Source organism: Streptococcus sp. ALY_211 (genome assembly GCF_058314555.1).
Genome location: NZ_JBZFUN010000002.1, coordinates 108,666 through 121,949, shown reverse-complemented (window position 1 = coordinate 121,949; position 13,284 = coordinate 108,666). Strand labels below are relative to the sequence as shown.

Annotated in this window: 12 protein-coding genes and 1 tRNA gene; 10 read left to right on the top strand and 3 right to left on the bottom strand. The window is 42.1% G+C overall.

Features of this window, described 5'->3' with window-relative positions; all coding sequences use genetic code 11:
- The first annotated feature begins 7 nt into the window (after positions 1–7).
- Together purB and AC4HAJ_RS02535 are read left to right on the top strand one after the other, a co-directional pair.
- Positions 8–1,354, top strand: a complete 1,347-nt coding sequence (gene purB / locus AC4HAJ_RS02540; RefSeq protein WP_491078591.1) for an adenylosuccinate lyase — start codon at positions 8–10, stop codon at positions 1,352–1,354.
- An 18-nt stretch (positions 1,355–1,372) separates the two neighbouring features.
- Positions 1,373–2,170 carry a transporter substrate-binding domain-containing protein gene (locus AC4HAJ_RS02535; RefSeq protein ID WP_491078590.1) on the top strand — a complete coding sequence of 266 codons (798 nt, stop codon included), beginning with the start codon at positions 1,373–1,375 and terminating at the stop codon, positions 2,168–2,170.
- A 222-nt stretch (positions 2,171–2,392) separates the two neighbouring features.
- On the opposite strand, the gene AC4HAJ_RS02530 is transcribed toward AC4HAJ_RS02535, so the two are convergent.
- A tRNA-Cys gene (locus AC4HAJ_RS02530) sits at positions 2,393–2,463 on the bottom strand.
- A gap of 255 nt (positions 2,464–2,718) precedes the next feature.
- Between AC4HAJ_RS02530 and rpsB the strand changes: the two genes are divergently transcribed.
- The 4 genes from rpsB to AC4HAJ_RS02510 all read left to right on the top strand — a co-directional run bounded on the left by rpsB (position 2,719) and on the right by AC4HAJ_RS02510 (position 7,663).
- Positions 2,719–3,495, top strand: coding sequence for a 30S ribosomal protein S2 (gene rpsB / locus AC4HAJ_RS02525; RefSeq protein WP_491078589.1), 777 nt, complete (start codon positions 2,719–2,721; stop codon positions 3,493–3,495).
- Positions 3,496–3,577: 82 nt separating this feature from the next.
- Positions 3,578–4,618 carry a translation elongation factor Ts gene (gene tsf / locus AC4HAJ_RS02520; protein WP_491078588.1) on the top strand — a complete coding sequence of 347 codons (1,041 nt, stop codon included), beginning with the start codon at positions 3,578–3,580 and terminating at the stop codon, positions 4,616–4,618.
- A 140-nt stretch (positions 4,619–4,758) separates the two neighbouring features.
- Positions 4,759–5,226: a CtsR family transcriptional regulator gene (locus tag AC4HAJ_RS02515; protein ID WP_491078587.1), complete on the top strand. Its 468-nt coding sequence runs from the start codon at positions 4,759–4,761 to the stop codon at positions 5,224–5,226.
- Entirely contained in the window at positions 5,219–7,663 is a 2,445-nt protein-coding gene (locus AC4HAJ_RS02510; protein ID WP_491078586.1) for an ATP-dependent Clp protease ATP-binding subunit, read from the top strand. Before AC4HAJ_RS02515 ends, AC4HAJ_RS02510 begins: the two co-directional genes overlap by 8 nt.
- A 112-nt stretch (positions 7,664–7,775) precedes the next feature.
- Here the strand turns inward: AC4HAJ_RS02510 and dusB are convergent, their stop codons facing one another.
- Together dusB and hslO are read right to left on the bottom strand one after the other, a co-directional pair.
- Positions 7,776–8,753, bottom strand: coding sequence for a tRNA dihydrouridine synthase DusB (dusB, locus tag AC4HAJ_RS02505; RefSeq protein WP_491078585.1), 978 nt, complete (start codon positions 8,751–8,753; stop codon positions 7,776–7,778).
- Positions 8,740–9,612, bottom strand: coding sequence for an Hsp33 family molecular chaperone HslO (gene hslO, locus AC4HAJ_RS02500; RefSeq protein ID WP_491078584.1), 873 nt, complete (start codon positions 9,610–9,612; stop codon positions 8,740–8,742). Before hslO ends, dusB begins: the two co-directional genes overlap by 14 nt.
- Before the next feature lie 123 nt (positions 9,613–9,735).
- On the opposite strand from hslO, the gene AC4HAJ_RS02495 reads away from it, so the two are divergent.
- The 4 genes from AC4HAJ_RS02495 (at position 9,736) to rseP (ending at position 13,281) form a co-directional block, all read left to right on the top strand.
- A complete protein-coding gene (locus AC4HAJ_RS02495) occupies positions 9,736–10,095 on the top strand; it encodes a preprotein translocase subunit YajC (RefSeq protein WP_491078583.1) in 360 nt (119 codons plus the stop codon).
- 162 nt (positions 10,096–10,257) lie between these two features.
- The gene (uppS, locus tag AC4HAJ_RS02490; RefSeq protein WP_491078721.1) at positions 10,258–11,007 is read left to right on the top strand and encodes an undecaprenyl pyrophosphate synthase; all 750 of its coding nucleotides are present in this window, start codon (positions 10,258–10,260) and stop codon (positions 11,005–11,007) included.
- Between the two features lie 13 nt (positions 11,008–11,020).
- A complete protein-coding gene (locus AC4HAJ_RS02485; protein ID WP_491078582.1) occupies positions 11,021–11,815 on the top strand; it encodes a phosphatidate cytidylyltransferase in 795 nt (264 codons plus the stop codon).
- A 203-nt stretch (positions 11,816–12,018) separates the two neighbouring features.
- Positions 12,019–13,281, top strand: coding sequence for an RIP metalloprotease RseP (gene rseP / locus AC4HAJ_RS02480; RefSeq protein WP_491078720.1), 1,263 nt, complete (start codon positions 12,019–12,021; stop codon positions 13,279–13,281).
- Positions 13,282–13,284 lie beyond the last annotated feature (3 nt).

Below are 13,284 nucleotides of genomic sequence, written 5' to 3'. Positions count from 1 at the left end.
GTATGAAGTGACCAGTGTTTTAGACTCAACATTGCTGCAGAATAATTTTTCAACCCCAGAGATTAGGGATATTTGGAGTGATACTAATAAGATTGCCAAACAATTGTTAGTAGAAGCCACTCTGGCTAATGTTCAAGGCCGTCTGGGAATTATTCCCAAAGAAGCAGCACAAAAAATTTCCCAGTTGGCTAAGGTAGAAAATTTTGATAGTCAAACATTACAAAAAGAAAGTGCTGAGAAGCGCCACTCCCTTATAGCTCTCATTCACCAGCTTCAGGCGATCGTTGGAGGACAAGATGGAGAATATGTCCATTTTGGCGTCACCACCCAAGATATTGTAGATACAGGTACGATGTTACAAGTCAAGGAAGCCTATGAGGTGATTAAGGGACACACCCAGACTCTTATCTATACCTTGGCTGAATTGACCAATGAGCATCGAGAGACTCTGATGATGGGGCGCACACACGGGATACATGCAATACCCATAACTTTTGGATTTAAGTTAGCGATCTGGTTGGATGAGCTGCTAAGAAGTCAAAGAAGACTTGAACAATTATTAGACAATGAAGTCTTTGTAGGCAGCATTAGTGGAGCCGTTGGGACCTATGCAGCTTTTGATGGTAGAGGAAGTGAGATAGAGGAAGCGACGCTTACAGAGTTAGGGTTGGCTGTCCCAACGATTTCTTGGCAGCCTTCCAGAGATCGTTTGTCAGAATTTGCTGCTGTTTTGGGTATTTACTCTGGAACACTAGGAAAAATTGGGCGTGAACTTTTTACGCTGATGAAAACTGAAATTAATGAAATTCAAGAACCCTTTAAAAAGGGAGAAGTTGGCTCTTCTACGATGCCACAAAAACGAAATCCAGCTCTTATTGAAGGCTTAGCTAGTCTTACTCAACCTGTCTTTTCATCAGTTTCCCTTACCTTTCAATCCATGCTGATAGATGGGGAACGTGACGCAATACATTGGCGCAATGAATGGGTTGCTTTGCCGGAGATGACAAGTTATTTGGATGCACAGATTGTCAATTTAACAAGCCTCCTGAGCGATCTAACAGTCAATAAAGAGCAGATGAAGCATAATCTTGAATTACAAGGAAAACTCCCTTATTCAGAACGCATAATGTTTGAAATCGGCAAGCGTGTTGGCAAGCAGACAGCTCATGAGATTGTTTATCGTGCGGCCATGAATACTATTGAAGAAAAGGTCGATTTTGTTGAAAGTTTAATGACTGATCCTAGAGTAAGCGATCAGACTACCCCTTCGGAAATCAACAGCTGGACAGTTCCTGAAAATAACATCGGGGAGGCTCTCTCCAAGATTGCTGCTGTCTTGCAAAAAATAACGTAAAAGAAATGGAGATATAAAATGAAGAGGAAATCATTTATCAGCGTTGTTGCCATTATCCTTATTGTGATTGGCTATTTTGGTTATCAAACAGTATCTGGGAACCGTTCCGATCAGAGTAGTTCGGATAAAAAGGTTCTTAGGGTTGCTACCACCGGTGTTAGTTTTCCCAGCTCCTATAAGGACGATTCAGGCGAATTAACTGGCTTTGATGTAGAAGTCATAAAAGCCGTTGCTGACAAGATTGGCTATAAGACGGAATTTACCACAACTAGCTTTGATGGGCTGTTTGGATTATTAAAAAGCCATAAAGTAGATGTTGTCGCTAGCTCAATTGCGATTACAGATGAACGCCAAAAAACTTATGATTTTTCTGATCCCTATGCCACCTTTCAATATGGAGTTGTCGTGAAAAAAGACTCTCAACTACAATCGGTTAAGGATCTGGATAATGCTTCGATTGCTGCGACCGTAGGTTCTAATCAAATCAAAGTTTTAAAAAGTTTCAATGACAGCATTACTATTAAGACCTATGATGACCGTGAAGCCGCCATATCAGCTGTTTCAAACGGTCGAGTAGATGGCTATTCAAACGCAAAAACAATTATAGCGGCCATCATTAAGCAAAAAGGATTAGATTTAAAAATTCTTGATGGTGATATTGAAGAAGAAAATATAGCTGTCACTTTTAACAAAGGAAAAGATAAAGATTTACAAAAAAAGGTGAATAAAGCATTAGCAGAACTACAAAAAGACGGAACTATCTCAAAATTGTCTAAGAAGTTTTTCTCAGGCATTGATGCTAGTTACCAAAAATAAAGTCAAAACCGTCTGTTTTCATAAGGTTTTACGAAATTCACTATTTAAGCTGTCCAGTTGAAGAAAATTCCATTTCACTGGGTTCTTCCATCCTTTTAATTCGCCCACATTTCGCCCAAAATGATTACCGTTTCGTACCATTTGAGACCATTAGATAAAACTAAAAAAGCCTATATTATAGGCTTTTTGAATGGGTATGAGATGTTAGGAGAAGCATCTTTAAGGCGGTAGACGGATTTGAACCGACGATCAAGCTTTTGCAGAGCCGTGCCTTACCACTTGGCTATACCGCCGTAACAATGACATTCTACCGAAAATCTATACTTTCGTCAAGTAGATCACTTAAAGACTGGTAGAAACAGATTCCTTAAATCAAAAGCATTTAGGATGAAACAGCTTGTCTTTTTTGTCTTTTTTTGGTAAGATTAGGAGGTTGCCAACAGGCAATAAATACTCATTTTAGACTGATTGTGGAAGCTGTTGCCACTACGGTTGCTCCTGCAAGCTAAGGTCTGAAAGAGGAAAAAACAAAAAAGGAGAAACTACTCATGGCAGTAATTTCAATGAAACAACTTCTTGAGGCTGGTGTTCACTTCGGTCACCAAACTCGTCGCTGGAATCCGAAGATGGCTAAATACATCTTCACAGAGCGTAACGGTATCCACGTTATCGACCTCCAGCAAACTGTAAAATTAGCGGATCAAGCCTACAACTTTGTCCGTGATGCTGCAGCAAATGATGCGGTTATCTTATTTGTTGGTACCAAGAAACAAGCGGCTGAAGCGATCGCTGAAGAAGCAGCGCGTGCAGGTCAATACTTCATCAACCACCGTTGGTTGGGTGGAACGTTGACAAACTGGAACACAATCCAAAAACGTATTGCTCGCCTCAAAGAAATCAAGCGCATGGAAGAAGAAGGAACTTTTGAAGTCCTTCCTAAGAAAGAAGTAGCCCTTCTTAATAAACAACGTGCTCGTCTTGAAAAATTCTTGGGTGGTATCGAAGACATGCCTCGCATCCCAGATGTAATGTTTGTTGTTGATCCACACAAGGAACAAATCGCTGTTAAAGAAGCTAAAAAACTTGGTATCCCAGTCGTAGCTATGGTTGATACTAACACTGATCCAGATGATATTGATGTGATCATCCCAGCTAACGATGACGCTATTCGTGCTGTCAAATTGATTACATCTAAGATGGCAGATGCGATCATCGAAGGAAACCAAGGTGAAGACAGTTCCGTTGAGGAAGAAATGACTGCTGCTTCAGCAAATGCTGACTCAATGGAAGAAATTGTTGAAGTTGTTGAAGGCGACAACGACTAATTCTTAACCCAAGAAACAGCTAAAGGGCAGGGCTCAGCCCTAGCCCTTTATTATTTAAACTATTATAATTGGAGGACTAATCATGGCAGAAATTACTGCAAAGCTTGTTAAAGAATTGCGTGAAAAATCTGGTGCCGGCGTTATGGACGCTAAGAAGGCATTGGTAGAAACTGATGGTGATATTGACAAAGCGGTTGAATTACTTCGCGAAAAAGGAATGGCTAAGGCTGCTAAAAAAGCTGACCGTGTAGCTGCTGAAGGTTTGACAGGTGTTTACGTGTCAGGCAATGTTGCAGCAGTCGTTGAAGTTAATGCAGAAACTGACTTTGTTGCTAAAAATGCTCAATTTGTTGAGCTGGTAAACGAGACAGCTAAAGTGATTGCTGAAGGTAAGCCAGCTAACAATGAAGAAGCGCTTGCATTGACTACTGCTTCAGGTGAAACTCTTGAGGAAGCGTATGTTAATGCGACAGCAACGATCGGTGAAAAAATTTCATTCCGTCGCTTTGCCCTTCTTGAAAAGACTGATGACCAAGCCTTCGGTGCTTACCAACACAACGGTGGCCGTATCGGTGTTATCAGTGTTGTCGAAGGTGGTGATGAGGCCTTGGCTAAGCAAATCTCTATGCATGCTGCTGCAATGAGTCCAAAAGTCTTGTCATATACACAATTGGATGAGCAATTCATCAAGGATGAGTTGGCTCAATTAAACCATAAGATCGATCAAGACAACGAAAGTCGTGCTATGGTGAATAAACCAGCCCTTCCACACTTGAAATACGGTTCTAAGAGCCAGTTGACTCCAGAAGTTTTGGAACAAGCGCAAGAAGATATCAAGGCAGAGTTGCAAGCTGAAGGCAAGCCAGAAAAAATTTGGGATAAAATCATTCCAGGTAAGATGGATCGCTTTATGTTAGACAATACTAAGGTTGACCAAGAGTATACTCTTCTTGCACAAGTCTACATCATGGATGATAGCAAGACTGTTGAAGCTTATCTTGACTCAGTCAATGCTAAAGTTGTTGCCTTCGAACGCTTCGAAGTTGGTGAAGGGATCGAAAAAGCAGCTAACGACTTTGAAAACGAAGTTGCCGCAACTATGGCAGCTGCGCTCAATAATTAATTTAATTGAGCATATCTAGATAGTTTAAGAGATTGGACATTTGTCCAATCTCTTTTTGCATATAGTGCCCTTTACTTCCCAAACGCTGACAATTAAGGTATAATAGTCAAAGATAGTCAAAGACAGGATGGGAAACTCATATGCCTACAAAAAATACATCGGATAATATTGAAGAGTATATTAAAAAGATATTAGCTCAGACAGGTATTGCGGAGTTAAAACGTTCACACCTAGCTAGTTCCTTTGATGTGGTTCCTAGCCAGATTAATTATGTCATCAAGACTCGCTTCACTGAAAGTAGGGGCTATATTGTTGAGAGTAAGCGTGGTGGCGGGGGCTATATCCGCATTGCTAAGGTGGCGTTTTCTGATCAGCATCATTTACTCTGCTCTTTGGCTACCTCTATTGGCCAGTCAATCAGCAGCCAAGTTTTTAATGATATTATTCAACAGCTTTATGACGAAAAAATTATTAGCGAACGGGAGGGCAATATTATTTTGGCCTCTGCGCTAGATGACGTTCTCGGTGATGATGCACTTGAAATTCGTGCACGTATGTTAAAGAAAATTATTCAGCGATTAGATAGAAAAGGAAATCCTTATGACTAATTACTCTTTAAAAATGCAAAAGGTTTTCAATAGAGCCCAGTATCAGGCGGCTCGTTTTCAGAGCAAGCTCTTAGAGACTTGGCATGTTCTCTTAGCTTTGGTGGATGTTGACGACACGGTGGCCCGCCTGACTCTGGGAGATTTTGATAACCAGATCGACTTGGATGACTACGAAGAAGCTGCCAGTTTGGTCATGCGCCGCCAGCCTTCTCCTGTTGGTGGAGTGAGAGACATCTTGCCTGCTTCACCTGCTCTCAAGCGTGTGCTTGACTATGGTGAGAAAATTAGCGTAGCAGTATCCTCGAAGGAAGTAGGAACTGAGCACATTCTTATGGCCATACTTTTGACACGGGATAATCTTGCCTTACGTATTTTAGAGCAAGTAGGCTTTCTTGCTCAGGAAGATGGCAAGAATCGACCAAGATTGCTTGATCTACGCAAGGTACTAGAACGCTATGCAGGTTTTGATAAAGACCAAGTCAAAGCAATTTTTGACATTAGTAAGCCTAAAAAATCAGGTAATAGCAACTTTAATAATATGATGGGGGGACAGAGCAACCCCGGTGAATTAGCTGATTTTACTCGTGATTTAACCGCTTTATCAGCTCAAGGAAAGCTCGAAAAAGTGATTGGACGCGATGAAGAAATCAGCCGTATGCTGCAAATTCTTAGCCGTAAAACAAAAAATAATCCTATCTTAGTAGGTGATGCTGGTGTAGGGAAAACAGCGCTAGCTTACGGTCTAGCCCAGCGTATTGTCCAAGGAGAGGTGCCTTATGAATTGGCAGATTTTCGAGTTTTGGAACTCGACATGATGTCAGTCATTGCTGGGACACGCTTCCGTGGTGACTTCGAAGAACGAATGAATCAGATCATTTCGGAAGTCGAAGAAGATGGTCATATCATTTTGTTTGTGGATGAGATTCACACCATCATGGGTTCCGGTAGCGGAATCGACAGTACGCTTGATGCCGCCAATATCCTCAAGCCTGCTCTATCACGTGGCAGTTTACACATGGTAGGTGCAACGACTCAAGAAGAGTATTCTAAGCATCTCGAGAAAGATGCTGCCCTATCTCGTCGTTTTGCAAAAATTTTAATCGAAGAGCCTAAGATAGAGGACGCTTATGCTATCTTACGTGGCTTAAAAAAGAGTTATGAAGATTACCACAATGTCACTATCTCAGATGATGTGATGATGACGGCAGTAAAAGCAGCCCATCGCTATCTTACTAGTAAAAATCTCCCTGATTCTGCGATTGATCTCTTGGATGAAGCTAGTGCTGGTGTTCAGAATACTATTAAAAAATCTGCACCAGAATTTTTGACTCCCGTAGATAAGGCACTCTTGGAGAGGAACTTTGACGCCGTTGCCAATCTTTTGATTAAAAGTGAGACTAAAAGTGTCAAGCAAAAACCAACACCGATTACAGAGGATGATATTTTGAAGACTCTGAGCAAGCTCTCAGGCATCCCAGTAGCAAAGATGACCCAGGCGGACAGCAAGCGCTACCTCAACCTGGAAAACGAATTACACAAGCGCGTGATCGGTCAGGAAAAAGCAATTTCAGCAGTAGCCAACGCTATTCGTCGAAATCAATCTGGTCTTCATACTGGTAAACGCCCAATTGGCTCCTTCATGTTTTTAGGGCCTACGGGTGTTGGTAAGACAGAGTTGGCTAAGGCCTTAGCCGAGCTGCTGTTTGATGATGAGTCGGCGCTGATACGTTTTGATATGTCTGAGTATATGGAAAAATTTGCAGCCAGCCGTCTCAACGGTGCCCCTCCAGGGTATGTGGGTTACGAAGAAGGCGGTGAGTTAACGGAAAAAGTCCGTCAGAAACCCTACTCAGTTCTACTCTTTGATGAGATTGAAAAAGCTCATCCAGATACCTTTAATCTACTCTTACAGGTTTTAGATGATGGAGTCCTGACAGATAGCCGAGGCCGTAAAATTGACTTTACCAACACCTTAATCATTATGACAAGTAATTTAGGAGCAACAGCTCTTCGTGATGATAAGACCGTTGGATTTGGAGCGCAGGATCTCATGCATGATGATAAGGCCATGGCTTCTCGTATCATGGAAGAGCTCAAGAAATACTACCGTCCGGAGTTTATCAATCGGATTGATGAGAAGATCGTCTTCCATAGTCTTAGTCAAGATGATATGAAACAGATTGTCAAACTGATGATCAAACCACTAGAAACTGTTTTAGTGGACAAAGATATTGCTCTTAAAGTGCAGCCATCAGCCTTGAAATATTTAGCCGAACAAGGTTATGATCGAGAAATGGGGGCTCGTCCTTTACGCAGAACCCTTCAAACTGAGATCGAAGATAAACTATCTGAGATGCTTCTTTCAGGTCAACTATCAGCTGGCATGACCTTAAAGATCGGCTTATCTAAGCAAAAATTAACCTTTACAACAGCCTAAATAAAAAGTTTCTCTACTTTTACAAGGTCTAAAGAGGCGATAAAAGCGAGTGGGATAGATCCCTCTCGCTTTTATCATATAAGAAATAGCAAGAAAAGGTAGCCAACCTTGACTAACGTAATGTCTCAAAGTGATTGACTACTTCTTGGAAACTTTCTGCCTTAGAAACAGCACTGCGAACTTTTGCAGCCCCTGCAGTTCCACGAAGATAATGCGGAGCAAGACCACGAAATTCTCTAACAGCAATCGCTTCACCCTTTAGAGAGATAAGACGCTTAAGGTGTTCCTGGGCAATGTCTAATTTTTTAGCAAAAGGCAGGTCTGGGAGTTCTTCACCAGTCTCAAAGAAATGATTAATTTGAGTAAAGAGGTAAGGATTGTTCATGGCTGCTCGTCCAATCATGACAGCATCAACGCCAACTTCTTCAATCATATATTTAGCGTCTTGGACAGTGCGGACATCCCCGTTGCCAATAAAAGGAATTTTAGTGATAGCCTTAGAGACATTAGCCAAAGTTTCATGATCACAAGACCCTGTATACATTTGCTCCCTGGTTCTACCGTGCATAGCCAAAGCAGCTACTCCAGCAGACTCAGCAGCAAGTGCATTTTCAACAGCTAAGGAGCTGTCGGACCAGCCAGTACGCATTTTAACGGTCAGTGGAATATCAAGGACAGATGTTACCTCTTTGACAATGTGATAAATCTTTTCAGGATCCTTGAGCCATTTAGCTCCTGCCTCATTTTTAACGACTTTATTGACGGGACAGCCCATATTGATATCGACGATATCTGCCTTGGTATGACTTTGAATAAAATCGGCAGCCTGTTTAAGCCCTTCAGCGTCTCCGCCAAATAGCTGAATAGACATAGGATGTTCATTCTCATCAATGTGGAGCATATGAAGCGTCTTTTCATTATTGTAGAGCAAGCCCTTTTCTGAGACCATTTCCATGACGACAAGTCCAGCTCCGAATTCCTTAGCAATGGTGCGAAAGGCAGAGTTAGTCACCCCAGCCATAGGAGCTAAAACGGTACGATGAGGGATTTCGACATCACCGATCATAAAGGAAGAATTAAGGTTTGTCATTAATGATATCCTCCAAATCTTTTTCACTAAATTGATAGACAGTACCACAAAATTGGCAGGTGATTTCTGCCCCGTGATCCTCCTCTTTCATATCTTGTAAATCCTGAGTCGCTAAAGTTTTAAGCACACTCTCAAAGCGTTCTTTATGACAATCACACTGGAAGCTGAGAGGTTCTTCGTCTAAAATTTTGTAAGGATCATCGCCGTAGATAGCATCGATAAGTGACTGGATGTGGTTTTCTGACTCCAATAAAGTTGAGATAGCAGGCATCTCTTGGATACGTTTTTCAAAGCGAGAAATGTCATCATCGCTGGCACCCGGCAAGACTTGGAGCATAAAACCACCAGCTACTTTGACAGTATCGTTTTTATCCAATAAAACGTTAAGACCGACAGCAGAAGGGGTTTGCTCACTCTCAGTCAAATAATAAGTCAGATCTTCACCGATTTCTCCAGAGACCAGAGGAGTAGTAGAAGTATAGGGATGACCAGTCCCATAATCAATGATAGTGACAAAGTATCCTTGTCCCATAAATGGGCCGACCAGGACCTCACCTGTCTGGGTCTTTTTGATGTCAACTCCTGGATTTTGTATGTACCCCTTAACCTGCCCCTTGGTATCAGCGACAGAAATGATATGCCCAAACGAACTATTTCCGATGATTTTGAGAGTAACCCTCGATTCGCCTTTTTGATTGGCAGCTAAGATTTGGTTGGCGATCAGACCACGCCCTAAGGCGACAGTTGAGGATGATAGAGTGTGATGTTTTTCTTGAGCAGTCCGCACAGTTTCAGTGCTATCGAGTACATAAGCACGAAAAGAGCCCGAACTTGCTATTGTTTTGATCAATTTATCCATGCTAATATTATAGCATAAACCCTGCCCTGGCTCAGGCTTAGGTGCCCATTGGTGAGGTCTAATCTTGCTGCCTATGCTAAAATTTGGTATAGTTACTAAGGCTATTAAATAGGAGGAATAGATATGTCACCCATTACGTTATTACTTTTAGCTGTCTTACTAGTCTGGACCATTTTCAGCTTTAGAAGAACGCAAAACCGTCAGAAAGAAGAAAGCGCCAATATGAGACGTAATCTGGTCAAAGGTGCTGTTGTTGAGACAATCGGTGGACTCATTGCGACCATCGATGAAGTCGACCAAGAAAATAAGCGTTACGTTCTTGATGCAGATGGGATTTACCTGACCTTTACTGAGCGTGCGATCTACAAGATCGTCTCTCGCCCAGATGAGGAGACTACCGTTGAAGATGCTGACCAACCATCCCAAACATCGGACATCGATCAACCATCAGAAGATGACACACAAGTCATCGAAGAGAACTAAATTCTCATCAATCAATCCCTGTTAATCTAGTAAATCTAGAACAGGCTAACGAGTCTGGACTTTTGTCCCAGGCTCGTTTTAAGTTGAAAAAACTAGGCCTGTCTTCTTTTCATTACAGGTGCAATCAGAGCACTTTTGTGGTATCATTAAACTTGTATGGCTATGTTTACATTTAGAAAAAAAGATAAGGCGGTAAGCCTTGAGAAGATCCCAGCGCATATCGGCATTATCATGGATGGTAACGGTCGTTGGGCTAAGAAGCGTATGCAGCCACGTATCATGGGACACAAGGCTGGTATGGATGCCTTGCAAAAAGTCACTATTAAAGCTTCTGAGTTGGGAGTCAAGGTCCTAACTGTTTACGCCTTTTCGACTGAAAATTGGTCTCGTCCCAAAGACGAGGTAACCTTTATTATGAACCTACCAGTCGAATTTTTTGACCGCTATGTTCCGGAGTTGGATGCCAACAATGTGCGTGTCCAAGTGATAGGTGATAGCCAAGCATTGCCAGAGTCTACCCGAGATGCCATGCAAAGAGCGATTGATCGGACCAGGCATAATGATGGACTTATTCTCAATTTTGCTTTGAACTATGGGGGCAGGGATGAGTTGACCAGGGCTGTAAAACTTATTGCCAAAGCAGTAAGTGATGGTGCAGTAGCACTAGAGGCTATTGATGAGGCTATGATAGCTGATCATTTGATGACAGGTCAGCTTCCGGCAGAATTGAGGGATCCTGATCTCATCATTCGAACTAGCGGAGAGCTACGCTTGAGTAACTTTTTACCCTGGCAGGCAGCTTACAGTGAGTTTTATTTTACAGAAGTTTACTGGCCAGACTTTGATCAAGAACAACTATTGCTTGCCTTAGAAGAATTTAACCGACGAAAACGTCGATTCGGTGGCGTTTAAAAGAGGAGTGTTTATGAGAGAACGTGTGATTTACGGTGGTATTGCAGGAGCGGTATTTTTAGCCTTTCTTGCATTGGGTAGCCTGCCCTTTCAACTATTTATTGGTCTTTTGGCCATGATTGCTATATCTGAGTTATTCAAGATGAAGCACTTGGAGTATTACTCCTTTGAAGGCGTACTAGCTATGTTGGGAGCTTTTGTCTTAACGGTGCCGCTTGGTCAGTATCTGCCTTTTCTGCCATTAGACGCTAGCTGGACTTGCTTTGGACTGGTTAGCTTCTTGATCTTAGCCGGGACAGTCTTTAATAGTGATCATTATTCCTTTGATGATGCAACTTTTCCTATAGCCAGTGCCTTGTATGTTGGTTTTGGTTTCCAAAATCTAATAGCTGCTCGTATGGACAGTGTGGTCAAAGTTTTATTCGCTATTTTTATTGTATGGGCTACAGATATTGGAGCTTATCTTATTGGTCGTCAATTTGGCAAAAACAAACTCATGCCTAAGGTCTCTCCCAATAAGACTATCGAAGGCAGTCTCGGTGGTATCCTATCTGCCCTAGTAGTCTCTTTGATATTTATGCTAGTCAAACCAGTAGTTTACGCACCGCAATCATTTCTATTAACCTTGATTCTAGTTGCCGTCTTTAGTATTTTTGCGCAATTTGGTGATCTGGTTGAGAGCTCCATCAAACGCCATTTTGGTGTGAAAGATTCTGGGAAATTAATTCCAGGGCATGGAGGGATTTTGGATCGTTTCGATAGTATGATCTTTGTTTTTCCTATCATGCATTTCTTTGGTCTATTTTGATCACATAACTAAAAGAAAAGGTCAATGTGAGCGATAACTTCTTATTGACTGCTTTAGAGTATGATAGCTGAAAGCTAGCTGTGGGTCTGGTTGATGACAATCCAGACCCTTACCTATATCGAGGGCCTTGCCTTTTTACCCTATTCTAGGCAGCACTAAGCTGGTATTATACTTGACACTTATAAATATAGATGAGGTATATGATGCTTAATATTATTGTTTTCATAATTGTATTTGGCATAATTGTGGTTATCCATGAATTTGGTCACTTTTACTTTGCCAAAAGATCTGGCATCCTTGTGCGTGAATTCGCTGTGGGCATGGGCCCTAAAATTTTTTCTCACACTGGCAAGGATGGCACCCTCTATACTGTTCGCATACTGCCCTTAGGGGGGTATGTCCGGATGGCCGGTTGGGGAGATGATAAGACCGATATCAAAACAGGAACACCTGTCAGCCTGTCTATTGGTCCAGATGACAAGGTGACCCGCATCAATCTTTCTGATCGTCAGATTGACAAAGATAGCCTGCCCATGGCTGTAACTGACTACGATCTGGAAGAGCAGTTGACCATCACTGGGATTGTCATCGATGAGACTAAAACTTATCAAGTTGATCACGATGCCACTATAGTGGAAGAAGATGGTACAGAAATTCGTATAGCTCCCCTAGATGTCCAGTATCAAAATGCCAGCGTCTGGGGAAGGATGATAACCAATTTTGCAGGCCCAATGAATAACTTTATTTTGGGAACGATCGTTTTCGTTATTCTAGCCTTTATGCAAGGTGGGGTGCAAGATCTTTCAACCAACCAAATCACAGTCAGTCCAGATATGCCAGCTCAAACCGCTGGAATCAAGACAGGTGATAAGATTATTGCCATAGAAGGACACAAAGTTACGGATTGGGATAGTATCAGTCAGGAGATTGGTGCTGCAACCAAATCTATAAAAAAGAACACTGAGCTCCAGATTGAGGTGCAATCAGCTGATAAAGCAGTTCGCACAATCTCTGTCAAACCTAAGAAGGTTGAGCAAGGCTATCAAATTGGCATAAGTCCAAGGCTGAAAACCGGCTTATGGGATAAGGTCACTGGAGGATTTATCCAGGCTGGAGCTGCTATGACCGCTTTGGTAAGAGCACTGGGAGATATCGTCCTTCACTTTAGCCTCAATAAACTCGGAGGACCCGTTGCTATGTACCAAGCTGTCGGTCAAGCAACTAACTCTGGCTTGATAGACGTTCTCTTTCTCATGGGAATGCTATCTATGAATCTAGGAGTCGTTAATCTCTTTCCCATCCCAGCCCTAGATGGTGGGAAGATTGTAATGAACATCCTAGAAGCTATTCGTAGAAAACCGCTAAAACAAGAGACAGAAACCTATATTACTCTAGTGGGAGTACTGATTATGCTGGTTCTCATGGTTGCTGTGACTTGGAATGATATCATGCGTGCCTTCTTCTAGCAG

Coding starts and splice junctions, on each gene's coding strand:
- AC4HAJ_RS02535 (WP_491078590.1), top strand. CDS start 1,373: ATGAAGAGGAAATCATTTATCAGCGTTGTTGCCATTATCCTTATTGTG.
- rpsB (WP_491078589.1), top strand. CDS start 2,719: ATGGCAGTAATTTCAATGAAACAACTTCTTGAGGCTGGTGTTCACTTC.
- tsf (WP_491078588.1), top strand. CDS start 3,578: ATGGCAGAAATTACTGCAAAGCTTGTTAAAGAATTGCGTGAAAAATCT.
- AC4HAJ_RS02515 (WP_491078587.1), top strand. CDS start 4,759: ATGCCTACAAAAAATACATCGGATAATATTGAAGAGTATATTAAAAAG.
- AC4HAJ_RS02510 (WP_491078586.1), top strand. CDS start 5,219: ATGACTAATTACTCTTTAAAAATGCAAAAGGTTTTCAATAGAGCCCAG.
- dusB (WP_491078585.1), bottom strand. CDS start 8,753: ATGACAAACCTTAATTCTTCCTTTATGATCGGTGATGTCGAAATCCCT.
- hslO (WP_491078584.1), bottom strand. CDS start 9,612: ATGGATAAATTGATCAAAACAATAGCAAGTTCGGGCTCTTTTCGTGCT.
- AC4HAJ_RS02495 (WP_491078583.1), top strand. CDS start 9,736: ATGTCACCCATTACGTTATTACTTTTAGCTGTCTTACTAGTCTGGACC.
- uppS (WP_491078721.1), top strand. CDS start 10,258: ATGTTTACATTTAGAAAAAAAGATAAGGCGGTAAGCCTTGAGAAGATC.
- AC4HAJ_RS02485 (WP_491078582.1), top strand. CDS start 11,021: ATGAGAGAACGTGTGATTTACGGTGGTATTGCAGGAGCGGTATTTTTA.
- rseP (WP_491078720.1), top strand. CDS start 12,019: ATGCTTAATATTATTGTTTTCATAATTGTATTTGGCATAATTGTGGTT.